Below are 22,891 nucleotides of genomic sequence, written 5' to 3' on the forward strand. Positions count from 1 at the left end.
ATGAACAGCGGGTGCGGCATCAACGCGCCAAACCTCGCGCCTCGCCCAGTACCCACTCCGCGAACGCCCGCACCGGCGCCGTGCTCAATTCGATCGGCTCAGGAAGCACGAGGCAGAAGTTTTTCGTTACCGCCTTGCCGTCGGGCCACGGCGCGACCAGACGCCCCTGTTCGAGCTCGGCGCCGATGTAAAGGCGCGGCACCAGCGCGACGCCCAGGCCGGCCAGCGCGGCCTCGATCAGCATCGAATGAAGATCGTATCGCGGCCCGACCGCCGAATTGGTCAGCACGATGCCGGTCTCCTGCGCATAGCGCTGCCACGCGTCCGGATTCTGCCGCCGGTGAAGGCGCGGCAGCGCATCCAGCGACGGGTTCGCGCCAACTCCTTCGAGAAGCGCCGGACTGCAGACGGGCACCAGCACCTCCTCCAGCAGCGGATGCAGATGCATGCCGGCCCAGGCCGGATGCTCGAAATGAATGGCCGCGTCGAATCCGCTGCCGGCCAGCAGGAAGGGTTCCATCCGTTCGGCGATATGCACGGTGACGTTCGGATGGCGATCCTGAAAGCGCTTCAGCCGCGGGATCAGCCAGCGGGTCGCGAAGGTCGGAATCGCGGCGATATCGATGCTCGCGCCTGCCACGGGCTGCCCCATCAGATACAGGCTGTCCCGTTCCAGCCGGTCCAGAATCTCGCGCACCTGCACTGCGTATCGCGTGCCGTTGGGGGCAAGCCGCACCCGGTTGCCGACGCGCTCGAACAGCGTCACGCCGAGGAACGCCTCCAGCCGGCCGATCTGGCGACTGACGGCGCCCTCGGTGCGGGCCAGTTCGTCGGCAGCGCGGGCGAAGCTGCCATGTCGGGCCGCCGCCTCGAAGGCCAGAAGCGCGGAATTGCTCGGGATCTTGCGTCGCATCGGAGTCTCGTGGGTCGTACCGCGTTCGGCCGTCAGCTTGAACAAATATCACTGAAGGCTGACTTTAAGTCGATATCTACGCGGAAAACAGCAGATTAGCATTACGTCACTGCACTGAATATCCCGCATTCGAAGCACAGGATGCGCATCCGTCACGAAGGAAAATCCGATGATCTACACCGTGGAATGCAGCTTCGCCGACCCTGTCAGCGAAGCCGAATGGAACGACTTCTACAGCCTCGACAAGCTGCCGGCCCTCATCTCGGTGACCGGCTTTCATACGTCGCAGCGCTTCAGGGCGATCAGCGACGGCTGCCCCGTCTATCTGGCCGTTCACACGATCGACGGCCTCGACGTGCTGACCGGCGATGAATATCGGAAGAAGGGCGGCGGCAATTTCGCGCGATGGCAGCAGCACATCACCGACTGGCACCGCAATCTCTATAGCGACATCGGTCGTGCGCCGGCGGTCAATGCCGATGAACTGCTCGTGTTGAGCGCAAGCGGGCCCGACTCGCTGATCGAACTGGGCCTGACGCCGCTGGCCATGCAGGCCGTCGCGCTGGAACAGTTTCCGGCGCGCCGCTGGCTCGCGGTCCTGCCGCAGAGCGATGCGTCGCTTGCCGGGAACGTGCCGGCCGGGCTTTACCTTTACGCACCGATGACGGCGCAACTGACGAAGGCCGCCCGCGATGCCTAACGTGACTTTCCATATCGATGCGGAACGCATGCCGCCGGACGCGCGCCTCGCCGAACTGTCCGACGACTGCATCGACCTTTGTACGCGGGTCCTTCAGGCAGAAGTCACGAACGTCCACGTCATTTACGTAGCGGTTCGGCATGGCTGCGGGCATCCCGTTTTCGCGGAAATCCAGTATCGCGACGCGTCGTCTCGCCCGCCCGCGGTCATGAACGCGTTCATGGAGGCGCTGGATCACGCCATCGTCCGGCGCACCGGGCTGACCGCACGCATCCGTTGCTTCGGTCATGCCGCACCGAACCTTCACGCCCGAAACTAACCGCCGCGGAGCTGCACGATGTCCAACGTTACGTTTCCCGGCCAGCGTGTCGGGGAGTTCACGATCACCGCGATCAGCGACGGCTACCTCACGGCCAGCCTCGATTTCCTGTCGAATATCGACGCGACCGACGCCGCCGGGATGCAGCGTGCGGCCGGGCAGCTGGCGCCGTCCGCCGTGCATATCAACTGCTACGTGGTGCGCGGCGCGGGCCGTATGGTGCTCATCGACGCCGGGGCCGGCGGCATCAAACAATGGGGCGGCCGCCTGATGGACAATTTGCGGCTCGCCGGCGTCGAGCCTGCCGCGATCGACACCGTCCTGCTCACCCACGCCCATCCCGACCACGTCGGCGGGCTGGTGCATGCCGATGGACACGTCGCGTTTCCGAATGCGGAGCTGGTCGCGCATCGACGCGAGGTCGCATTCTGGCGGGACGACGGCAACCTGAGCCGCGCCAGCGAGCGCGCCCGCGGCAATTTCCGGATCGCGCGTCAGGTATTCGACGCTTACAGCGACGCGCTCAGGATCTTCGAGGAGGGCGAGGTGCTTCCCGGCATCGCCGCCATTCCGCTGCCGGGGCATACCGACGGGCATACCGGGTACCTGCTCGCATCCGGCGATCAGGGCCTGCTCGTGTGGGGCGACATCGTGCATTTTCCGCACATCCAGATCAAGCGGCCGGACGTGTCGATTGCGTTCGACCAGGATGCGTCGCAGGCGGCGACGACGCGTTCGAGGCTGCTGGACCGGGTCAGCTCGGAAGGGCTGTTGATCGCCGGCATGCATCTGGGCGAACCGGGGTTCGCGCGAATCAGGCGGACGAGTGGTGAATACGGGCTGTTTTACGAGACCGATGCCTGACGCGATACAGGTGTTTCCGTACGTGTATGTCGACGACTCCGATTCGATCTGTCGACGGACGCTCGCGTTGCAGGCGATCCCGCTGGAAGCGCCGTCCGGCGGCCGGCGGCGAGGGTGAAGGACGCGCGCGGAAACGTTTGGCAGATCGCCTCGCACCGGCGCGGCGCGTCGGCCGACGAAATTCGTTCGAGGCTCGACGATTGCCGGTAGCCGCGCTGCGCGCCTTCCCCCTCTGTCGCAATCGTCAAGATTCGTGTCGCGTGCGGATAAAAGCCGCCCGTTCCCCGCGCCGTTAACTCGTTCGCAACCCCGCGCCGCGTAGTGCGTCATGGCGCGCGCCGTTCGTGTTCCGGAATTCACCTCCGCCGCTGGCCGTGCCCGGCCGGCTCAAGGGAACGTCATGCGAAAACAACTCACTATCCGTGGTGGACTCGTCGCGACCATCGCCGGCTATACCGTGCTGCTCGTGCTGGTGGTCGGTGCGGGCATCGCGGCCCTCACCATCGGCAACGGTTCGCTCGAGGCGATGTACCGAGACGACACCGCGTCGCTGCTGCACCTGAAGACCAGTTCCGAGCGGATGCTCGTGCTGCGCGAACGCATGAGCGACGTCGCGCAGATCATCAGCGCCGGCCAGCCCGCGAAGGAGGAAGTCGCGCAACTTCACACATTGCTCAAGCAGAGCAACGACGAACTGGACGCGTACACGCGTCTGCACGCGCGCGACGCCAGCGAGCAGGCGCTGTTCGACACGCTGCAGAGCCGTCGGCGCGCGCTGCTCGACCGCGTGTTCCTGAAGGCGCTGTCACAGCTCGACGGCGACGACGCGTTCAATTTCCTCGACACGCAGCGCACCGCGCCGCCGGCGTTGTTTGCCGCCTACCAGGAGGCGATCGACGCGCTCGAATCGTTCCAGGTCGCGCGCCAGAAGGCCCGCTACGAGGCGGCCGGCGTGAATTTTCACCGGATCGTGTGGGGGATGGGGGCGGTCGCGGTGCTGGCGCTCGTCGTGGGCTTCGTTGCGCAGCGCGTGCTCGCGAAGGCGATCATCGGGCCGATCAATCTCGCGGTCGATCAGTTCGAGAAAATCTCGAAAGGCGACCTGACCGGTACCGTCGTCGTCCCGGGCGAGAACGAGATGGCGTATCTGCTGAATGCGCTGAAGCGGATGCAGGACGGCCTCGTCGATACCGTGAGCCAGGTGCGTGCGAGCACCGAGACGATCGTTGGCGACGTGCGCACCATCGCGAGCGGCAACGTCGACCTGTCCGCACGCACCGAGCAGCAGGCCGTGTCGCTGCAGCAGGCGGCCGCGAGCGTCGAGCAACTGACGGCGGCCGTGCGCCAGAACGCGGACAACGCACGCGATGCGCGCACGTACGTCGAGGGCGCGGCCGGCATCGCGTCGCGCGGCGGCGAAGCGATGCAGCGCGTCGTCGCGACCATGTCGGAAATTTCGACGAGCTCCACGCGCATTTCCGGCATCGTCGGCGTGATCGAGAGCATCGCGTTCCAGACGAACATCCTCGCGTTGAACGCCGCCGTCGAAGCCGCGCGCGCGGGCGAGCAGGGGCGAGGGTTCGCGGTCGTCGCGACCGAGGTGCGCGGGCTCGCCCAGCGCTGTGCGGCGGCGGCGAAGGAAATTCGCGACCTGATCGGTCATTCCGCGCAACGCGTCGAAGACGGCAGCGGTCTCGTCGCGCTGGCCGGCTCGGCGATGACCGAGCTCGTCGCGGCGGTCGAGCGCGTCAACGCGATCATGGGCGAAACGAGCCAGGCGTTCGACGAGCAGTCGTCGGGCATCGAGCAGGTGAACGCCGCGGTGATCCAGATGGAGCAGACGATGCAGCGCAATGCCGCGCTGGTCGAGGAGGCGGCGGCCGCGGCGCTGTCGCTCGACGAACAGGGCGCGCGGCTGAGCGCGGCGGTCGCGCAGTTCCGTCTGCGCGAAGCGGCGCTCGCGTGACGGGCGGGCTTATTGCGGCGCGTCAGGCAATGCGTAGTCGAAGCGGTACGCATGCTGGCCGTTGTCGATGTCGATGCGCATCGCGCCGGACAGCCCGATCAATTCGCCCGTGCCGGAGTCGGGCACGACAGTGATCGACTGCGCCGGCTGCCCGCGCGTCATGGTGGAGCTGTGCTGCAGCACGAAGCTGCCCTTGCGTCCGCCGAGCACGCCTTTGACGGTTTCCATCGCCACGTAGCCGGCCGAACCCTGAACGCTGCTGCGAAACGCGAGCATTTCTCCCTGGCTGACGGCCTCCAGATCGCCGTGAAAATGCTTGTCCAGCGACATGCGGCCGAGCCCGCTGCCTTCCGCGACGTTGCTCAAGGGTTCCGGATTCAGCTTCACTTCGAACGGACCGCGGGCCTGCAGTGTCATGACTGTTCTCCTCGTTGAATGGGCAATCGGCACTATAGGCGAATGCTGTCGGCGATGGGCGGATTGCGGCGCGCAATCGCCGGCGAAACAATGCCGCCGGCAAGTCGCGCCTCCCGCAGTCCGACATATTCCTCTACTCGGCGCCTTGACCTTGAAGCTGACTTAAAGCTTAGAGTGCCTGCTGACCACGGTGAATCGGCAGGCTTCGGGTGTTGCCTGCCCCGGTCGACCATCGACGGGAGACAACGAGCATGGACAGGCGTTTTACACAGGTCGAATTCGGGCCGCATACGGTCGACGTGCCCGAGGGCGGGTACTACGACCGGTTCCGGATGAACCCGGACCTGGACGCGGTGGCGCGCGACCCTGCCGCGGGAAACATCGATTTCTTCCGCCGGATTCCGAAGCGTCAGGTAGCATCGCGGGTCGGCCCGACGTGGGCACCGAACTTCTACTATCGCTCCAGCAGCGTTCAGCTGCTGTTCCTGGCGCCGCTCGACCGCCTGAGAACCATGCTCCCCGTACCGCTCGAACCGCTGCGGGCGTTGCCCGGCTACGGGCTCGTCGCGTTGACGTTCTTTTCGTATTCGGTGTGCGACAACGATCCGTACGACGAAGTATCCGTCGCGGTGGTCATCCGCCGGCCCGGCGCGAAAGGCTCCCACGCGCTCGAGCTGATCGACTCGATGCGGCGCCGGAGTTTCTTCGCGCACGTACTGGCGCTGCCGGTCACGACGGAAATCGCGCGGGTGCGGGGCGTGCACGGCTATCAGCTGCCGAAGTGGCTTGCGGATATCGACGTGGACATCGGCGCGACGGCGCGCGCACGTATCGCCGGCCCGGGCGGCCGGCCGGATCTGAGCCTGAGCGTGCCGCTGCCTGCGCTGATCCAGGTTCCGCCGCAATCGCACATGGGCACCACGACGATGATCAATCGCATCGACGGCGAATGGCACCAGTCGTCGGTGCAGACCAACATGCTGTCGTTCGCGCAGCGCCTGTTGCCGCGCAACGTCGAGCTGGTGCGGCACGGCGGCCCGCTGAGTCAGTTGCTCGACGGGCTCGGCGCATCCGCCATCGTGCGTCTCGACGTGGTCAAGGATGCGCAACTGGTGCTGAATCTGCCGACGCCGTTGACGGCCTTCGATGAACCCCGAAAGCCCCGCTAACGATACGGATGCGTGCGATGCGCGCGCGCCAAAGGAGTCGTCCATGCCGCAACCGACCTACGATCTCGTCGTATTCGGCGCCACGAGTTTCGTGGGGCAGATTCTGGCCCGCTATCTGTCCGACTATCTATCCACCGCGGGTGCAGGCGAGACGCTGCGCTGGGCGCTCGCGGGCCGGTCCGACGCAAAGCTCAGGCAAGTCCGGGATACGCTCGGCGCGGCCGGGCAGTCGGTGCCGATCATCGTTGCCGACGCGGCCGACGAAGCGCAGCTTCGGGCGCTGTGCGCGCAAACGCGGGTGGTGGTGTCCACCGTCGGCCCCTACGCGCTGTACGGCGAGCCGCTGGTCCGGGTCTGCGCGCAAACCGGCACCGACTATTGCGACCTCACCGGCGAGACGCAGTGGATCAAACGGATGATCGACAAGTACGAGCCCGCGGCCCGGCAATCGGGCGCGCGCATCGTGCATTGCTGCGGCTTCGATTCGGTGCCGTCCGACATGGGCGTTTTCTTCCTGCAGCAGCAGGCGCGGCAGCAGTGGGGCATGCCGGCCGCCCGCGTGAAGATGCGCGTCAAAACGCTGAAGGGCGGCGCGTCGGGCGGCACCGTGGCCAGCGTGATCAACGTCGTGCGCGAAGCGGCGGCCGATCCGGCATTGCGCCGGGAACTGCTCGATCCTTATTCGTTGTGCCCGCAACGGCATGGCTTTACGATGCGGCAGCATGCGGTTCGATCCGCCGAATTCGATCGCGACTGCGATGCGTGGATCGCGCCGTTCGTGATGGCGGCGATCAACGAGCGCGTCGTGCACCGCTCGAATGCGCTGGCGGACAATGCCTACGGCAGCCGCTTTACCTATGACGAAGCCGTGATGACGGGCACGGGCCTGAAGGGGCGCGTGACCGCGCTGGCGATGGTGGCGGGCCTCGGCGCATTCATGGTCGGTGTCCTCATCGCGCCGGTGCGCGGCCTGATGGAGCGCTTCCTGCTGCCGAAGCCCGGCGAGGGGCCGAGCGTCGAAGCCCAGCAGGCCGGCCGCTACGATTTGCGCTTCTTCGGCCGCGCGGACGACGGCAGAACGCTGCGCGTGAAAGTCACCGGCGATCGCGATCCCGGCTATGGCTCCACCGGCAAGATGCTCGGCCAGGCCGCGATCAGCCTCGCGATCGATGGCAGCCGTGACGGTGTGAAGACCGGGCGCGGCGGCGGGTTCTGGACGCCCGCGACGATGTTCGACGAGCGTTTCATCGACCGTCTCGTTCGCCACGCGGGCTTGCGTTTCGAGGTGATCTGAGCGCAGTTCGCGTCAGCTATTCGAGCAGCCGCGAGGGGGCATGGATGCCTTGGCCGGTACGCTGGCGGGCTCTACCCGCTACGCACGGCGACGCTTGCCCGTGCCCGTGCGGGCGGCCGCTTCGCTCACGATCATCGCGGCGAATTCGGCGGCCGCCGGCATCCGCGCGTCGTGCATCATCACGAATTCCATCGCCGGCAATTCCGGCAAGCCTTCGGGCAAACCCAATTCGCGAAGCGTGTCGTCGATCGCGCTGCGCGGCACCGGCGCGATTGCGATGCCGGCCCGCGCGAAGGTGCGGATGCCGGTCACACTCGGGCTTTCGCACGCGATCCGGTAGCGCATGCCGGCCAGCGCGAGCGCCTTGATGGCGGCGCCGCGGTACGGGCACGGATCGGGGAAGCACGCGAGCGGCACGTCGCCTTCCGGAAGCGGCTCGTGGCGCGCGAACGCCCAGACGAGCGGCTCCTGCCACAACGTCGCGCCGTGGCCCGCGTGCGAGCACCGGCTGCCGATCACGAGATCGAATTCGCCGTTGGCGTGCCGTTGAAACAGGCTGTCGCCGATGTCGACGACCAGATCCAGCCGCAGGCCGCGCCGCGCGGCGCCGTGACGGCGCATCAGGTCCGGCAGCCAGCCACTGGCGAAGTCCTCCGACACGCCGATCCGCAGCTTGACGTCGATCGCGTCACCCGTTCCCAGCCTGGCGCGCGCTTCCTCGCTCAGATTGAGCATCGCGCGCGCGTAGCCGAGCAGCGTCTCGCCATGCGCGGTGAGCGTGACGCTGCGCGTGTTGCGCGCGAGCAGTGCCTGGCCGACCTGTTCCTCGAGGCGAACGATCTGCGCGCTGACCGCGGACTGACTGAGGTTCAGCCGGCGCCCGGCGCCGGTGAAGCTGCGCACGTCGGCGACCGCGATGAACGTATGAAGCAGCGCTGTGTCGAGGGGAGCGTTCATTCATCAATAATCCGGGTTAATTCGATCAATTAATATCGTTTCCGGATTATAGGCCGACCCGCTAGGCTGCGAAGGGCAGTGGGCGAGCGCGCATGCCGCGCGCCGTCGTCACGCTTGGCAAGGATCGGCACCATGACACACGTGCTCTATATCGAAGGCTCACCCAACAAGGCCTATTCGGCGTCCATCGAGGTATGCGATGCGTTTCTCGACGCGTACCGGCAGGCCCATCCCGATCACGAGATCCGGAAGCTCGACATCTGGGATCTGGCGATGCCCGAATTCGATGGCGCCGCGCTGGCCGCGAAATACGCCGGACTGAGCGGCACGGCGTTGACGCCGGAGCAGGCGGCTGCGTGGCAGCAGATCGAGCGGCTCGCGGCGCTGTTCCACGAAGCGGACAAGTTCCTGTTCGGCGTACCGCTGTGGAATTTCAGCATTCCGTACAAGCTCAAGCACCTGATCGACGTGATCTCGCAGAAGGACGTGCTGTTCACGTTCGACGGAACGGGTTTCACCGGCAAGCTGGCCGGGAAAAAGGCGGCGGTGGTCTACGCGCGCGGGCTCGCCTATCAGTCGCCGGGGTCGTTTACGCCGGCCGCCGAGTTCGATCTGCAGCGCCCTTACATGGAAACGTGGCTCAAGTTCGTGGGCGTGACGGACAGCACGGGGATCGTCGTCGAGCGCACGTTGTTCGGCCCGGACGGGAAGGTCGACCGGAGTCGCGCGATCGACGAGGCACGAACGATTGCACGGACGTTCTGACGTGGGTGGCGCAGGGCACCCGGCGCTGCGCATCCGCGCGGGTCGAGTGTCAGCGCCCGCCGCGTGCGACGGCGAGCACGACGCCGAAGCCCACCAGCAGGCACCCGAACGTGCGATCGATCCAGTGTCGCAGCGACAGCAGCCGATCGCGGACAGCCGTGGCCGAGAAGCACATCGCGACGAGGGCGAACCAGCCGGCATGTGCGGCCGCGATGAACGCGCCGTAGCCGAGCTGCACGATCAGCGGCGTGTCGGGACGGACGGCCTGCATGAACAGGCTGACGATGAATACCGTGGTTTTGGGATTCAGCGCATTGGTCAGGAAGCCCGTGCGCAGCGCGGCGAGATCCGACAGCGCCGCCACGCGGCGGTCGGCTTGCACGCCGCCGGCTTTCGTCAGGAGCATCTTGGCGCCGAGGTAGATCAGGTAGATCGCGCCGATCAGCTTGACGGCATTGAAGAGCCACGGCGACTGACGGATCAGGAGCCCCACGCCCAGCAGCGTGTAGCACACGTGGACCGTTACGCCGAGCCCGATCCCGCATGCGGTGAGCACGCCGGAGCGACGCGACAGCATCAGGCTGTTGCGTGTGACCATCGCGAAGTCCGGCCCCGGGCTGATGACGGCCAGCAGCGTAATGGTGACTACGACTATCCATTCGGTCATACGTTTCTCCTGCGCTGGATGGGTTGATGGCACAATCCTATCGATCGTGCTTCATCAGGAAAAACGATGATTTCTGACCAGAATGGTGAGTTCGAGTCACAATCGATTCGTGCGAACCTGCCGTCTCTGATGGCGCTGCGTTGTTTCGACGCGGCGGCGCGTCACGAGAATTTCAGTCGCGCGGCCGACGAGCTGTGCCTGACCCATGGCGCGGTCAGCCGCGCGGTGCGTCTGCTCGAGGACGATCTGGGCGTGACGTTGTTCGAGCGGCGCAGTCGTCGCGTGTTCCTGACCGAGGCGGGCCGCACACTCGCCCGGGCCGTCCATGACGGGCTGGGCCTGATGCGTCACGCCGCCCACGCGTTGCGCACGGAGGCCGCCCGTGCGCGGCGTTCGGTCCTGTCGTGCGAGCCGACGCTGCTGATGCGCTGGCTGATCCCGCGCTGGCCGGATTTCCAGGCGCGGCATGCGGGCGTCGATATCCATCTGGCCGCCGCGGGCGGGCCGTTCTCGTTCGATAGTGGTATCGACATGGCGATACGTCGCAACGATTTCGCGTGGCCGGCGGGGTATCACGCCGAGCATCTGTTCGCCGAGCGGGTGGGGCCGGTTTGCCGGCCGGACAAGGTCGGTGCGTGGTTTGCATCGCGGCGCGGCGGCCGCGCGTTGAAGCCCGACGCCGCGCTGCTGCATACGCGGACCCGGCCGGACGCATGGAACGCGTGGGCGGTGGCGGCGAATCAGCCGGCCGCGAACGGGCGCGGGCAGCGATTCGATCACTTCTACTTCAGTCTGCAGGCAGCCGTCGCGGGGCTTGGGGTTGCGATCGGGCCGTGGCATCTGGTGCGCGACGACATTGAAAGCGGTGTGCTGGTCGCGCCGATGGGGTTCGTCGAGGATGGATCGGATTACTACCTGTTGACGCCGGCGCCGGTGGCGGAAGGAAGTGCGCAGGCGGCGTTGCTGGGGTGGTTGAGGGAGATGGTTTGACGGGGGGCTTTGTCCGCACTCGCATCGATATCAACGACTCATCGGGCAAACGCAACCTCGAATCGAAATAAGGCATGAATGTCCGTGCTGATGCTTGCTCATGCCGGCCTGCGAACGGAAAATGCGTCGATCGACGCGTGCTCGCAAGCCCGTTATTCGCGCGAAGGGCTTGGCTCGACGCCGCGGAGGCCGACGGGATGTCGGCCGGCTTTTACCGAAATGGCGCGCTATGGCGCACGCGTCGCTAAAAGAATGTCGCGATGTACTTTATCGCGCCAATGAATGAGCGTCGGTAAAGTTGCACTCATTCTTCATCTTTTTATCAGACATTTGACGACGTCCTTGCAGACCGGCGCGATGTCGGACTGCGGCGAACATTTCCCGTCGTCTTTAAACCCGCAGCCTTTACCCGACGATCAACGACGAGGCGAAGCCATGCAACTTCCAACCGGTAATTTATTCAGCGTCGACGGGCGGCGCGGCGGCGACGAGCGAATCGACCTGCTCGTGACGAGCCCGCGCGTGAACGTCGAGCGCATCGTATCGATGGGGCACACGAGCCCGGACGGGTTCTGGTATGACGACGCGCGGGCCGAATGGGTCGTGTTGCTGTCCGGCGCGGCCGTGCTCGAATTCGAAGAAGATGCAACGCGGCTCGATATGCGCGCCGGAGATTACGTGCTGATCGAGCCGCATTGCCGTCATCGTGTCGCGTGGACGCATGACGAAGTGCAAACCGTCTGGCTTGCCGTCTATTACGAACGCTGAAGAAAGGATTGACGTGTGGTGCGATTGGCCGATTGGCCAGTGCCCGACACGCCGATCGGGCAAGACCGCGTCGACCGGAGCAGCGTTGGAAACCCGCCGGTATCGATGCGCCAATCAATGCCCAAATCGCCGGACGGCGCGTTGAATCGCGCGCCGGCCCGTGCCGGGATGCTTATTCCTGAATCAGGAATCGATTGCGATTCTTCGCATCCTTGATCCATGCGGGCGCGCGACCGCGGCCCGACCAGGTCGCCCCGGTCTTCGGATCGCGATACTTTGCCTGCACGGGGGCGCCCGCTTGTTTGGCCGGCCGACCACGGCGTGTACCGAAAATGTCTTTTTCGGTAATGCCGTATTCCGCGACTTTGGTGCGGATGTCGTCGACGATCGCCTGGAATTCAGCGGCGCGCGCGGCCTCGGCTTTCTCGGCCAAAGCGTCCATTTGAGCCTTCAGTTCCTTGTAAGTTGCCATATATCACTCTTCAGGTTTGTGTCCATACATGATAGCGGTTTCAACCGAAATGATGAAGAAAATTGCTGAGACGGTGAATTCCATTGCCGATATGGCAATCCGCGACTGCTTCGAACACCTGAGAAGTGGTTTGACTGGATCGTTCGTGACCGATCTTTTCCTGCGGGACAAGCTTCGGAGACTCAATTATTCTTTATCTTTTTTCAGAGGGATTGGGGAATTCACTGATGAACAGGGATGACAAACTGAAACAGGTCGCGGCCGAATTCGGATTCGATCCGGACGAAACGATCAGGATCGGCGGAAAGTACACGCCCGTTCTGGTCGACGGAAGCACGGCCTACATTGCCGGCCAGGTGCCGCGAATCGGTGAAGTCGTGCATTTCGTCGGCGTCGTGGGCGAATCCGTTTCGCTGGACGATGGCCGCCGGGCAGCCGCTATCTCGGCGCTGCGCGCGCTGTCGCTGATCCGCAAGCATTGCGGCACGCTCGATGCGATCGCGACGGTACCGCGCATGACCGTGTACGTGCGAAGCGCGCCCGGCTTCACGATGCAGAGCGAAGTGGCCGACGGCGCGTCGGACGTGTTGGTCGCGGTGCTTGGCGACGCCGGCATCCATACGCGTTCGTCGGTCGGCGTGCTGCAATTGCCGAAGGGCGCGTCGGTCGAAGCCGATTTCATTTTCGGCTTGAAGCGCAGCGGCACGCCCGGCTGATATGGAATGGCCGGATAGACAGGGCGGGCCGCTTTGCGTCGATCAACGCGCCGTGCGTGAACGGGCGGCTTCGGGCGTCATTCCGGTCCATTCATTGAATGCGCGAAAGAACGAATTCGGGTCCTGGTAGCCGAGCAGGAAGGCGATCTGACTGTAGGGCAGATCCGAGCGATCGAGGTAATGCCACGCGAGCTTCTCGCGGACTTCCGCGAGCAGGGTCTTGAAGTTCGCGTCTTCGTCGCCGAGCCGCCGCTGCAGCGTCCGTTTGCTGATCGCAAGCGTTTGCGCGACGCCGTCCGCGGTGGCGAGCCCGCCCGGAATCAATTCGAGCAGCGCCGCGCGCACGCGCTCGACGATGCCGGCCTCGGCCGACAGTGCGTCGAGGCGGCGGCGCAGGTCGGGTTCGAAAATCCGCCACATCGCATGGTTCGCGGTCACGAACGGGCGTCGTGCATCCTGCAGCGCCACGCTCACGGAAGGCGCGTCGCCATACTGCGGCGTCACGCCGAAAAAGCGCGCATAGCCGGGATGGGGGCTGACGTCGCGCGGCAGCGTGACGGCGCGCGCCGGCAACTCGGTGCGGGTCGCCAGCCGCGCGAGTTTCACGAAGAAGCCGAGTTCGGCCGCGACCAGCATGCCGGGCGGCGGTACGTCGCGTTCCAGGAAGTCGACGGCGAGGGTGAGCGCATTGACCTCGTGCGACACACGCAACCGCATCGGGCCGATCAGCGGCTTGAACTGGCTGATGCGCCGGATCGCGATCTCCAGATTCGGGCTGCACAACGCGGCGAATAGCGGCGGATCGAAGGTTTCGACGGAGAGCAGATCGAGGATGCGCAGCGCGACGGCCGGCGTATTCGCCATGTCTTCCATCGCGCGCCACAGGCCGAAGTACTCGCGGGTCGTCAACCCGTTCTCGGGGCGCGTGAACAGATCGGCGGGCAACTGCGCGCGCCGCAGCAGTTCGTCGGCGCGCAGGCCAAGATCGACCATCATGACCTGCCAGCCGGGCGAGATCGCGAAGCGGTTCATTGCCGCAATTGCCCGGTTTCGACGAGTTGCTGAAAGAAGTCGTTCATCGACTCGGCGAGCGGGCGATAGCGCATCCCGAGCTCGTTGCGGCTGCGGCTGTTGTCCGCGCGCCAGGGCAGCCCGACGTTGCGAGCGATCACGCGGCGCGTCACGCTCTTGTTCGCGAGCGGGCCGACCAGCCACACCAGCCATTTCGGCAGGATGCGTCGCGGAACCGGATAGTCGGCGCCGTACCGTTCCAGCAGTGTGGCGGCCATCGCCGGCAGGCTCGTGTCGTGCGCCGACACGATGTAGCGGCCGTTGGCGCCCGGCAAGAATGCCGCACGCACGTGAGCGTCGGCAACGTCGCGGACATCCACCGCGCCCATGCCGAGATCCGGCACGCCGATTTTCATCGTGCCGTTGCCCATCTGCCGCACGATTTCGAAGCTTTCCGACGTCGCGTACGGGTTGATGCCGGGCCCGATCACGAGCGACGGGTTGATGGTGACGAGATCCCAGCGTTGCTGCTGGCGGGCGATCTTCCACGCTTCGCGCTCGGCGACCGTCTTCGAATACGAATAGGGCTGGTGGGTCAGCGACGAACTGGTGTTCCAGATTGCTTCGGTGAACACACCGTCGGGCGTCGCGGCGAGGTCGGCGTTGTCGCCGTAGATCGCGGCGCAACTGCTGGTCAGCACGACGCGCCGTACCGACGGCGTGCGGTTGGCCGTCTCGAGTACGTTGCGCGTGCCGAGCAGCGCCGGATCGACCAGCTCCTTCTGCGGATCGCGGACGGTGACGGTGAAGGGCGACGCGGTATGGAACACGGTCCCGCAACCGGCCATCGCGTCGGCGTACGACCCGGGTTCGAGCAGGTCCGCTCGGAAATAGCGGATGGTGCCGGGCTTGCCGGCCGCGATGCGCTGCAGATGCTCGAGCTTGTCGGGGCTGTCGGGGTCGCGGACGGCCGCATGGACCGTCACGCCGGCCTCGAGCAGCCGCTGCACGAGCCAGCCAGCGACGTAGCCGGTCGCGCCGGTGACCATGACGGGGAGGTCGGTATCGATATTCACGGGCGGGATTCCGTTGCAGAAGTGATGCGCCATGATGCCGCCTTTTGCGCGCCACTTCACTCGCAAAGCGCGCCAATCGACATGCGGGGGGCGACAGGCGGTGCGATACCGGCCGTGCGCGGGTGGGGCCGACGGCCATTGACGCGTCGCCCCACGTCCGATTACGCTCGTCCGCGATCCTGTTTCAAGGAATACACATGAATGACGACGCGACAGAGCGGGTGATCGAACTCGCCAGGCACGTAGTCGGCTACATGCAGGCCGCGTTTCCCGGCTGGCAGGAAGTTTACCTTTGTTTCAGCGTACCGGGCGACGGGCAGTACGGCGGGCGTGCGTCATACGCGACGGCGGCCGGCGTCGAGCTGGTTTCGACCATCGAGCATCGGGAGCTCATCGGCGGAATCATGCGCATCGGGCCGCTACTGCGCGACGCGCTCGCGAACGACGGCCGGAAATTCCGCGCCGCGCTGTTTCGCGCGAATGCCCGGTTTTCCTATCGAATGGATTACGACTGGAACGATGCCGCACGCTGGAACATCACGAAGCTCGGCGGCGCATCCGGCCGCCCGGCCGGGCTGGAGGCGCTGGAGCCGCTGGACAGACCGATGCATCGGGTCGTATGCAGAAGCGGCAATGGATTCAAGGCCGCGTTATCAGTTTGACGAATCGCCGACGATACGCACTCGATCGAAGGCAGGAGGGCCGCCATGCCGAAAGCAAAAAAGAAACTGCTGCCGAAAGACTTCGACGCGCTGCTCGAAGAAGGCGACGTCGCGAAGCTTCAGGCGGTGTTCGACACCTGCGACGTGAATGCGCGCGGCGGGCCGAGCAAGCGGACCGCGCTGTCGTTTGACCGGTGTCCCGACGATCTCGCGCGCTGGCTCGTCGCACAGGGCGCGGATATCGGCGCGGCCGATGCATACGGCAACACGGCCTTGCACGTGCGGGCCCGCAGCCGGCGCAGCCGCTTCGACGTGCTGCTCGAACTCGGCGCGGACGTTCACGACGACGGAGCGTCGATCGGCACGCCGCTGCATGCGGCGGCCGATTCGCGTCATGCGCTTGCCGCGCGCCTGCTGCTGGCGCACGGCGCGCGCGTCGACGCGTTGAACCGGGACGGGCAGACGCCGCTCGAGCGTGCATTGCGCACCTGCGACAATGCGGATCTCGAGCATATGGTGGCGCTCGCCGACGTGCTGCTCGACGCCGGTGCGGCGAAGACGCCGCCGATGCGGGCCCGCGTCGCGGAAATCGGCGAGCGTTTCGAGTTCATGCGCGAGCGCTACAACCCGCAGGCCGTCGATGCGGCGAGCGCTGCGCTGGACCGTCTCTACGCGTTGTTCGACGTGCCCCCGGCGCCGCGTCGTCGGCTGCACGACGGCCGGTCGCCGATCGTCGTCGCGGCCGGCACCTGGCAGGAACAGCATCAGGCGTTGTGGACGCAACTGGTGCCGGGAACGGGACACGCCGCGACGGTGCAGGGTGAACTCATCCGGATCTCGGGCCGCATCGCGCATGAACTCGATCACAACGGCGGCTGCAACTGGGATGCCGATTTCAGGAAGATGGCCGATGCATTCGCGGCCATCGTGCGCACCGGCACGTCGCTGCCGGCGGCCGATTTGTCAGACATGGAAGCCGTCGTGCAGGACGTCAAGCGGCAAGCCGGCGACCCGGCGCAACTGTGCCGGCTCGCGGTTGCGTGGGTGCGCCTGAACCCCGATCCGCTCGAACTCGCGCCTCCGTCCTATCGTCGGTAGCGCGCGGCGGCGTCGCCATGCGGCGCCGACCGGCAACCCCATGCCGGCCGTTCCGGCGCTCCGTCGTTTCCGGAAGCGATCCCCGACCGATATCAACCGCCATCCCCACTTTTGGGGATGCCGTCGCCAAGCGGTACGCCTACGATGGTCAACAAGGCGCCGGGGACCGGATATCACCAGAACTAATCGAGCAGGCCTGCCGTTGCGTGTCAATCGCTGTGAGCATCCGCACAGTCGGTTGACACGGTCGTCGCGTACGCTGATGCGCAACGTCCGTGGTGCGTCGTGGGCGCCGCGGCCGACGGCGCGTTGATGACGGAAGGCCTGATGTCGTATTTCGGGGAATTTCAATCGATATGCTCGCACGAGACTATGTGGAACGAGAGCTCTCCCATATCCAGCGCATGGTGGCGCTGCTGGACAGCGAGACGGACGTCGACGACGTGTCGATGTCGGGCGCGGCGCGCGTCAGGCATCCGAGATACTGGCGCGGGCGCATCGAGGAACTGCTGTCCACGCCCGACGTGCCGCGTCACGTCAGAAAGCTGAGCGAAGCCGTGCTCGCGAAGATCGACGAGATGGAAGCGCGGTTCGTGGCGATGAAGTAAGTGCATCGTCGGGCCGGGTATCGAACCGCGCGCCATCGCGTCGCATCCGGCCTCGAACGCCTCCATCTGCGACAGGCTTTCGTCCCGCGCGATCCGCGCCGCAGGCCGCCATCCGCCGTTCGCATCGCCACCGATTCCACGCCCGCCGCGTCAAAAATCACCTTTACGTCTGACGAGAAACGGTGACAAACGTGGTATTTCGGCCAAATCCGCATCGGCAATTTGAACAATCAGACCGATTGAGTAAGATGCCCGAACGGCGTTCGACAAAAACGCACGGCGCGGGGTGGCCAGATGCAGATGAACGGATTGATTCCCTCGGCATGGATCGATGACGTCTACGCTGCGGCACTGGGCGATCAACGATGGGAAGCGGTGCTGGACGGGCTGCGTCTGACGGTCGGCACGCGCATGGCCACACTGCTGTCGTTCGACGACGCGGCGCGGATGCCGGCAATCGAGCGGGCAGCCGGCGACGATCCGTCATGGGTCGCCGCATGCCACCACCGCTACAACACCGAGTTCTACCTGTACGACCCGGTCGTGCCGGTTGCCGCCGACTGGCCGGCAGGGCGCTGGTTCGAGGACGTCAAGCACCTGTCGGTGCGGCAGCGCACACATGGCGTGTTCTATCGCGAATTCATGCATCCGTTCGGGCTCGGCGGCATCTCGGGCCTGTACATCCATCGCGGCGAGGGCGCCGGCGCTTTCCTCAGCGTACAGAGCGGCCCGGAATCGCACGGATTGTCCGACGCGCAGCGCCGCACCATCGAAATCATGGGCGGCCACATCAGTCGCGCGCTGCGCATCCATGCGCGCATCGGCGAACTCGAAGCGCGCGTGGCTGCCGCGGAGTCGGCGCTCGATGCGGTGCCGGTGCCCGTGTTCCTGCTCGGCCCGCGGCGCGAACTGCGCTATACGAACCGCGCGGCCGATCAGCTGATCGCCGCCGAACCGGCGCTGCGGATCGTCAACGGCCGTTTCGCGCCGGAAGGCTGCGTCGATGACACGCAATGGCGGTACGCGTTTGCGCGCGGCGGGCTATTGCTGCGGCGTACGACGGGCGAGCCGCTGCCGCTTGCGCTGATTCCCGTTCCGGAACAGTCGCGCCTCGCGCGCGAACGGCCCGGCGTCGCGGCGCTGATGACGGCCGCGGACCTGCGTGCGCCGTCGGCGCGCGCGCAACGCTTGCGGGTGTTCTACGGGCTGTCGTCGGCGGAAGCCGAGCTGGCCGTGCTGCTGTGCTGCGACGGACGCTCGCCGCAGGAGTGCGCGGCGCTGCGCGGCGTGTCGATCGGCACGGTCCGCGCGCAGATCAAGTCGATCTACACGAAGACGGACGTGGCGCGCGCCGCGCAACTGACGTCGCTGGTCATGCAGACCTGAGCGCGCGACGCGCGCCGGTGCGGCGGCCTTTTTGCCTATCCGCCGCCGATTCCCTGCAGTATCTTGCCGGTCCCGCCGCAGACGGTGCAGGGCTGGCCCTCCACCCTGCCGGTGCCGCGGCAGACGCGGCACGTGTCCTCGCCGATGCCCGGCGCGCCTGCGGGGCCTTCGTCGCCGGCGTTCGGCGGGGTAGCCGGGTCGGGTTGCGCTGATGGCTTCGTGGTCGACATCACTGGCTCCTTTTGCGTTGCATGATGTCGCGGCGCGCATCGCACGTGCCCGTCAGGCGGCATGCGCGATGGCGACGGAATGACCGGAAGCGACAGCGCCCCCGTCGACCCGAACGGCTTCCACTGGTCGATATCCGGAAAATAGTCGACGACCGCTTTGCTGCAAGCCGAGCACGCTGGCCGGTTCAAGCGCATGGGACAACAAGGCGGCGTGACAACTTTCTGGTCAGTCATCCTACAACACCCGTAAGCGAAGCGGCGGAAATGCCGCTGGTTGTCCGGAAGCTGCCGCGCCGGTGTCCAGTTTGAATGCTAATCCGTTTCTGGAAAACGTTTCGCAAAAAAATGCGAAAGTGGAGAATGTGCTTCCTCGCTTTCTGCCAATCAACCTTTATGACAAAGGTTATAGGGGTATGCACCAAGTGAGTTAAACGATTAACCGACGTACATTCGCTCAACACGTCATACGACGTATGACTCTGCGATTCAAGAACGCGCATGGGTGAAGCAGGCGCCTACCCACGGATCGCCGCACAACAACGATCGACCATCAAGGAGACTCACCATGAAGCACCGATTCACCGGCTCCCGTACCGCCCTGGCCGTCGCGTTGATGGCCGGCTTCGCGATATCCGCGCAGGCGCGCGTGTTTCGCTCGGCGGACGTGCACGGCGACAATTTCCCGACCAACATGGCCGTCAAGTTCATGGGCGAGGAGCTGTCGAAGCAGACGGGCGGCAAGGATTCGATCAAGGTGTTCGGCAACAGCGCGCTCGGCTCCGAGAAGGACACGGTCGACCAGGTGCGGATCGGCGCGATCGACATGGCGCGCGTGAACGGCGCGTCGTTCAACGAGATCGTGCCGGAGTCGCTGATTCCGTCGTTCCCGTTCCTGTTCCGCGACGTCGATCACTTCCGCAAGGCGATGTACGGCCCGGCCGGCCAGAAGATCCTCGATGCGTTCACCGCGAAGGGGATGATCGCGCTGACGTTCTACGAGAGCGGCGCGCGCTCGATCTACGCGAAGCGCCCGGTGCGCTCGCCGGCCGACATGAAGGGGCTGAAGGTGCGCGTGCAACCGTCCGACCTGATGGTCGACGAGATCCGCGCGATGGGCGGCACGCCGACGCCGATGCCGTTCGCCGAGGTGTACACGGGCCTGAAGACGGGCCTCGTCGATGCGGCGGAAAACAACCTGCCGTCGTACGAGGAAACCAAGCATTACGAAGTGGCGCCCGATTACTCGGAAACGCAGCACGCGATGACGCCGGAAGTGCTGGTGTTCTCGAAGAAGATCTGGGACACGCTGTCGCCGCAGGAGCAGGCGGCGATCAAAAAGGCGGCCGCCGATTCGGTGCCGTACTACCAGAAGCTGTGGACCGCGCGCGAGGCGTCCGCGCAGCAGCTGGTGACGAAGGGCGGCGCGAAGATCGTGCCGGCCGCGCAGATCGACCGCGCGGCGTTCGTGAAGGCGATGCAGCCGCTGTGGACCAAGTATGAAAAGACGCCGCAGATGAAGCAGATCGTCGACGAGATCGAGGCTACCAAGTGACGCGTCGCACTTCCCTGAACGGCGCGGCGGCCGTGGGCTCGCCGGACGCGGCCGCCGCCGACGGCGCGACGCCGTGCCGGCCGCGTGCGGCCGCGCCGCTGCTGCGCTGCGTGAACGACGTGCTGTTCCGCGTGCTGGCCGTGATCGCGTCCGCGTGCCTCGCGGTGCTCACGGTGCTGGTGTTCTACGCGGTCGTGATGCGCTACGTGTTCGAGAACGCACCGGATTTCGTCGAGCCGATCGCGCTGTTGCTCGTGATCGTGATCGCGATGTTCGGCGCGGCGATGAAGGTGCGCGACGGTGGCCATATCGGCCTCGATTCGCTGGTGCGCCGGCTGTCGCCGAAGGCGCGTACGGTGGTCATCGCGATCCAGCACCTGAGCCTGATCGCATTCGCGATCATGATCATGATCGGCTGCGGCAGCATGGCCGTCGAGACGATGGGCGACCGTATCCCGATCATCGGGCTGCCCGAAGGCGTGCGCTACCTGATCGCGATGCCCGCGGCGATCGCGATCATCTTCTTCTCGCTCGAGCACCTGCTCGCGCTTCGTCGTTCTTCGTCGGGACAATAACGCCATGGAACTCGCGATCCTGTCCGTCAGTTTTCTGATATTTCTCGTGCTTGGCGTGCCCGTGTCGTTCGCGCTCGGCATTGCATGCGTGCTGACCTACATGGTCGAAGGCCTGCCGATCGCGACCGCGATGCAGGCGATGATCTCGGGGATGAACGCGTTCTCGTTCCTCGCGGTGCCGTTCTTCATCTTCTCCGGCGAACTGATGCTGCATGGCGGTATCGCCGACCGCATCCTGCGCTTCGCGCAGGCGACCGTCGGCCACTTCCGCGGCGGCCTCGGGATGGCGAACGTCGTCGCGTGCACGCTGTTCGGCGGCGTGTCGGGCTCGCCGACCGCCGATACGTCGGCGATGGGCGGCGTGGTGATTCCGCTGATGAAGCGCGAAGGCTACAGCGCCGCGTACGCGGTCAACGTGACGACGCATGCGTCGCTCGCCGGCGCGCTGATGCCGACGTCGACCAACATGATCATCTACGCGTTCGCCGCGCAGGGCATCACCGGGATGCTGCACGGCCAGCCGGTGAGCGGCGTGTCGATCGGCGACCTGCTGTTCTCGGGGCTCCTGCCGGTGTTGTGGGTAATGGGCTTCGTGCTCGCCGCCGCGTACTGGCAGGCCGTGCGTCACGGCTATCCGCGCCGCGAGGACGGCTCGTCCGCGCTGCCGCGGTTTCCCGGCTGGTATGCGGTGCTGCGCAGCTTCGTCGGCGCGGTGCCCGGGCTGATGGTGATCGCGATCATCCTGGTGTGCGTCGCGAAGGGCATCGCCACCGCGACCGAAGCGGCCGCGATCGCCGTCGTGTACTCGCTGGTGCTGACCGCGGTGGTCTACCGGACGCTGACGGCCGAGAAGCTGCGCCGCGCGCTGTCGCATGCGGCACGCACGACGGGCGTCGTGCTGCTGCTGATCGCGGTGTCCAACATGCTGCGCTTCCAGATGTCGTACCTGGAGATTCCGGATGCGATCGAAGGGCTGCTGAAGCAGTCGACCGCGGCGCCGTGGCTGATGCTGCTGTACATCAACATCATCCAGGTGTTCCTCGGCACGTTCGTCGACATGGCCGCGCACATCCTGATCACGACGCCGCTGTTCCTGCCGATCGCGATGGCATGCGGCGTCGGGCCGGTGCAGTTCGGGATCATGCTGCTGCTGAACTGCTCGCTCGGCCTCGTGCACCCGCCGATCGGGTCGGTGCAGTTCGTCGGCTGCGCGATCGGCAACGTGTCGATCGGCGAGACCACGAAGATGGCGTGGCCGTACTACCTCGCGATCTTCAGCGCGATCAACATCGTCACGTACATGCCGTTCTTCTCGACCTGGCTGCCGAGCCTGATCAGCGGGCACGCGGTGTTCTGATCGCGTTGCGCGTCGCGCGTTTCGCCCGTCGCGGCGCCGGACGACCGACGTGGTCCGGCGCCGCGGTTGCATGCGCGGCGCGTTCGCCGGGCCGTCGCGAGCCGGCTGCTCAATCCTGCCGTTCATCCGTTTCGAGGTCGCGAGCGATCGACCGTTCGTCGCGCCAGTCCGCCAGTTCGCGCCACAGCGCCGGGCGTGCATGGTCGCGCGGCGACAACGGGATCACGCAAGCGACGCCCCGCACGTTGACCACCACGCCCGAGTCGGGCAGCGTGGCCGGGATGCCGGAGGGCGAAGGATCGGCGTCGGGTCCGGCAGGGGTGCCCGGGCCGGGCGGGTGTCGAAACATCATGCGAAAT

27 protein-coding genes are annotated in these 22,891 nt (G+C 65.9%); 18 read left to right on the plus strand and 9 right to left on the minus strand.

The features are described from left to right. Nucleotides 1-19: 19 nt before the first annotated feature. On the minus strand, nt 20-913 hold the full coding sequence (locus tag HWX07_RS06100; RefSeq protein WP_175875613.1) for a LysR substrate-binding domain-containing protein: 894 nt from the start codon (nt 911-913) through the stop codon (nt 20-22). Between the two features lie 169 nt (nt 914-1,082). Here HWX07_RS06100 and HWX07_RS06105 point away from each other — a divergent pair, with 169 nt between their 5' ends. The 5 genes from HWX07_RS06105 (at nt 1,083) to HWX07_RS06125 (ending at nt 4,762) form a co-directional block, all read left to right on the plus strand. After that, entirely contained in the window at nt 1,083-1,613 is a 531-nt protein-coding gene (locus HWX07_RS06105) for a sugar ABC transporter (protein ID WP_175875614.1), read from the plus strand. Further along, a complete protein-coding gene (locus tag HWX07_RS06110) occupies nt 1,606-1,932 on the plus strand; it encodes a hypothetical protein (protein WP_175875615.1) in 327 nt (108 codons plus the stop codon). Before HWX07_RS06105 ends, HWX07_RS06110 begins: the two co-directional genes overlap by 8 nt. Nucleotides 1,933-1,950: 18 nt before the next feature. Continuing rightward, nucleotides 1,951-2,796 (plus strand): MBL fold metallo-hydrolase, encoded by an 846-nt coding sequence (locus HWX07_RS06115; protein WP_175875616.1) that lies wholly within the window; start codon nt 1,951-1,953, stop codon nt 2,794-2,796. Beyond that, nucleotides 2,789-2,914, plus strand: a complete 126-nt coding sequence (locus HWX07_RS37155; protein WP_264169985.1) for a hypothetical protein — start codon at nt 2,789-2,791, stop codon at nt 2,912-2,914. Before HWX07_RS06115 ends, HWX07_RS37155 begins: the two co-directional genes overlap by 8 nt. A 282-nt stretch (nt 2,915-3,196) precedes the next feature. Further along, nucleotides 3,197-4,762, plus strand: a complete 1,566-nt coding sequence (locus HWX07_RS06125) for a methyl-accepting chemotaxis protein (RefSeq protein ID WP_124462760.1) — start codon at nt 3,197-3,199, stop codon at nt 4,760-4,762. 9 nt (nt 4,763-4,771) lie between these two features. Here HWX07_RS06125 and HWX07_RS06130 read toward each other — a convergent pair whose 3' ends face one another. Next, entirely contained in the window at nt 4,772-5,179 is a 408-nt protein-coding gene (locus tag HWX07_RS06130; RefSeq protein ID WP_175875617.1) for a DUF3224 domain-containing protein, read from the minus strand. Nucleotides 5,180-5,430: 251 nt separating this feature from the next. Between HWX07_RS06130 and HWX07_RS06135 the strand changes: the two genes are divergently transcribed. Then, nucleotides 5,431-6,348 carry an acetoacetate decarboxylase family protein gene (locus tag HWX07_RS06135; protein ID WP_175875618.1) on the plus strand — a complete coding sequence of 306 codons (918 nt, stop codon included), beginning with the start codon at nt 5,431-5,433 and terminating at the stop codon, nt 6,346-6,348. A 43-nt stretch (nt 6,349-6,391) separates the two neighbouring features. Beyond that, on the plus strand, nt 6,392-7,642 hold the full coding sequence (locus HWX07_RS06140) for a saccharopine dehydrogenase NADP-binding domain-containing protein (protein ID WP_175875619.1): 1,251 nt from the start codon (nt 6,392-6,394) through the stop codon (nt 7,640-7,642). A gap of 78 nt (nt 7,643-7,720) precedes the next feature. Here HWX07_RS06140 and HWX07_RS06145 read toward each other — a convergent pair whose 3' ends face one another. Beyond that, nucleotides 7,721-8,599, minus strand: coding sequence for a LysR substrate-binding domain-containing protein (locus HWX07_RS06145; protein WP_175875620.1), 879 nt, complete (start codon nt 8,597-8,599; stop codon nt 7,721-7,723). A 132-nt stretch (nt 8,600-8,731) separates the two neighbouring features. On the opposite strand from HWX07_RS06145, the gene HWX07_RS06150 reads away from it, so the two are divergent. Further along, nucleotides 8,732-9,364 carry an NAD(P)H-dependent oxidoreductase gene (locus tag HWX07_RS06150; RefSeq protein ID WP_175875621.1) on the plus strand — a complete coding sequence of 211 codons (633 nt, stop codon included), beginning with the start codon at nt 8,732-8,734 and terminating at the stop codon, nt 9,362-9,364. A gap of 49 nt (nt 9,365-9,413) precedes the next feature. Here the strand turns inward: HWX07_RS06150 and HWX07_RS06155 are convergent, their stop codons facing one another. Then, entirely contained in the window at nt 9,414-10,031 is a 618-nt protein-coding gene (locus HWX07_RS06155) for a LysE family transporter (protein WP_175875622.1), read from the minus strand. 66 nt (nt 10,032-10,097) lie between these two features. On the opposite strand from HWX07_RS06155, the gene HWX07_RS06160 reads away from it, so the two are divergent. Together HWX07_RS06160 and HWX07_RS06165 are read left to right on the plus strand one after the other, a co-directional pair. Continuing rightward, nucleotides 10,098-11,021: a LysR family transcriptional regulator gene (locus HWX07_RS06160; protein WP_175875623.1), complete on the plus strand. Its 924-nt coding sequence runs from the start codon at nt 10,098-10,100 to the stop codon at nt 11,019-11,021. Between the two features lie 435 nt (nt 11,022-11,456). Then, nucleotides 11,457-11,789 (plus strand): cupin domain-containing protein, encoded by a 333-nt coding sequence (locus HWX07_RS06165; RefSeq protein ID WP_175876139.1) that lies wholly within the window; start codon nt 11,457-11,459, stop codon nt 11,787-11,789. A gap of 172 nt (nt 11,790-11,961) precedes the next feature. Here HWX07_RS06165 and HWX07_RS06170 read toward each other — a convergent pair whose 3' ends face one another. Further along, the gene (locus tag HWX07_RS06170; protein WP_050013598.1) at nt 11,962-12,261 is read right to left on the minus strand and encodes an H-NS histone family protein; all 300 of its coding nucleotides are present in this window, start codon (nt 12,259-12,261) and stop codon (nt 11,962-11,964) included. Nucleotides 12,262-12,488: 227 nt separating this feature from the next. On the opposite strand from HWX07_RS06170, the gene HWX07_RS06175 reads away from it, so the two are divergent. Next, a complete protein-coding gene (locus tag HWX07_RS06175) occupies nt 12,489-12,977 on the plus strand; it encodes a RidA family protein (protein ID WP_175875624.1) in 489 nt (162 codons plus the stop codon). Nucleotides 12,978-13,019: 42 nt separating this feature from the next. Here HWX07_RS06175 and HWX07_RS06180 read toward each other — a convergent pair whose 3' ends face one another. Together HWX07_RS06180 and HWX07_RS06185 are read right to left on the minus strand one after the other, a co-directional pair. Beyond that, on the minus strand, nt 13,020-14,009 hold the full coding sequence (locus HWX07_RS06180) for an AraC family transcriptional regulator (protein ID WP_175875625.1): 990 nt from the start codon (nt 14,007-14,009) through the stop codon (nt 13,020-13,022). Then, the gene (locus HWX07_RS06185; RefSeq protein WP_175875626.1) at nt 14,006-15,097 is read right to left on the minus strand and encodes an NAD-dependent epimerase/dehydratase family protein; all 1,092 of its coding nucleotides are present in this window, start codon (nt 15,095-15,097) and stop codon (nt 14,006-14,008) included. Before HWX07_RS06185 ends, HWX07_RS06180 begins: the two co-directional genes overlap by 4 nt. A 164-nt stretch (nt 15,098-15,261) precedes the next feature. Between HWX07_RS06185 and HWX07_RS06190 the strand changes: the two genes are divergently transcribed. From HWX07_RS06190 to HWX07_RS06205, 4 genes are all read left to right on the plus strand, one after another. Next, nucleotides 15,262-15,726, plus strand: coding sequence for a hypothetical protein (locus tag HWX07_RS06190; RefSeq protein ID WP_175875627.1), 465 nt, complete (start codon nt 15,262-15,264; stop codon nt 15,724-15,726). A 45-nt stretch (nt 15,727-15,771) separates the two neighbouring features. Beyond that, the gene (locus HWX07_RS06195) at nt 15,772-16,824 is read left to right on the plus strand and encodes an ankyrin repeat domain-containing protein (protein ID WP_175875628.1); all 1,053 of its coding nucleotides are present in this window, start codon (nt 15,772-15,774) and stop codon (nt 16,822-16,824) included. A 356-nt stretch (nt 16,825-17,180) separates the two neighbouring features. Next, nucleotides 17,181-17,432, plus strand: coding sequence for a hypothetical protein (locus HWX07_RS06200; RefSeq protein ID WP_175875629.1), 252 nt, complete (start codon nt 17,181-17,183; stop codon nt 17,430-17,432). A 300-nt stretch (nt 17,433-17,732) separates the two neighbouring features. Next, a complete protein-coding gene (locus tag HWX07_RS06205; RefSeq protein WP_226135477.1) occupies nt 17,733-18,818 on the plus strand; it encodes a helix-turn-helix transcriptional regulator in 1,086 nt (361 codons plus the stop codon). Nucleotides 18,819-18,853: 35 nt separating this feature from the next. On the opposite strand, the gene HWX07_RS36935 is transcribed toward HWX07_RS06205, so the two are convergent. After that, nucleotides 18,854-19,048 carry a hypothetical protein gene (locus tag HWX07_RS36935; RefSeq protein ID WP_244129938.1) on the minus strand — a complete coding sequence of 65 codons (195 nt, stop codon included), beginning with the start codon at nt 19,046-19,048 and terminating at the stop codon, nt 18,854-18,856. A gap of 565 nt (nt 19,049-19,613) precedes the next feature. Here HWX07_RS36935 and HWX07_RS06210 point away from each other — a divergent pair. From HWX07_RS06210 to HWX07_RS06220, 3 genes are read left to right on the plus strand one after another with little or no spacing between them, the layout of a single operon-like run. After that, nucleotides 19,614-20,600 (plus strand): TRAP transporter substrate-binding protein, encoded by a 987-nt coding sequence (locus HWX07_RS06210; RefSeq protein WP_175875630.1) that lies wholly within the window; start codon nt 19,614-19,616, stop codon nt 20,598-20,600. Further along, the gene (locus HWX07_RS06215; RefSeq protein WP_175875631.1) at nt 20,597-21,175 is read left to right on the plus strand and encodes a TRAP transporter small permease; all 579 of its coding nucleotides are present in this window, start codon (nt 20,597-20,599) and stop codon (nt 21,173-21,175) included. The genes HWX07_RS06210 and HWX07_RS06215 overlap by 4 nt, the downstream gene beginning before the upstream one ends. A gap of 4 nt (nt 21,176-21,179) precedes the next feature. Beyond that, on the plus strand, nt 21,180-22,532 hold the full coding sequence (locus tag HWX07_RS06220; protein ID WP_006481162.1) for a TRAP transporter large permease: 1,353 nt from the start codon (nt 21,180-21,182) through the stop codon (nt 22,530-22,532). A 109-nt stretch (nt 22,533-22,641) separates the two neighbouring features. Here the strand turns inward: HWX07_RS06220 and HWX07_RS06225 are convergent, their stop codons facing one another. After that, on the minus strand, nt 22,642-22,884 hold the full coding sequence (locus tag HWX07_RS06225; protein WP_175875632.1) for a hypothetical protein: 243 nt from the start codon (nt 22,882-22,884) through the stop codon (nt 22,642-22,644). Nucleotides 22,885-22,891: the final 7 nt, after the last annotated feature.

This window comes from Burkholderia sp. BCC0097 (assembly GCF_902832985.1).
Taxonomy (GTDB): Bacteria; Pseudomonadota; Gammaproteobacteria; order Burkholderiales; family Burkholderiaceae; genus Burkholderia; species Burkholderia orbicola.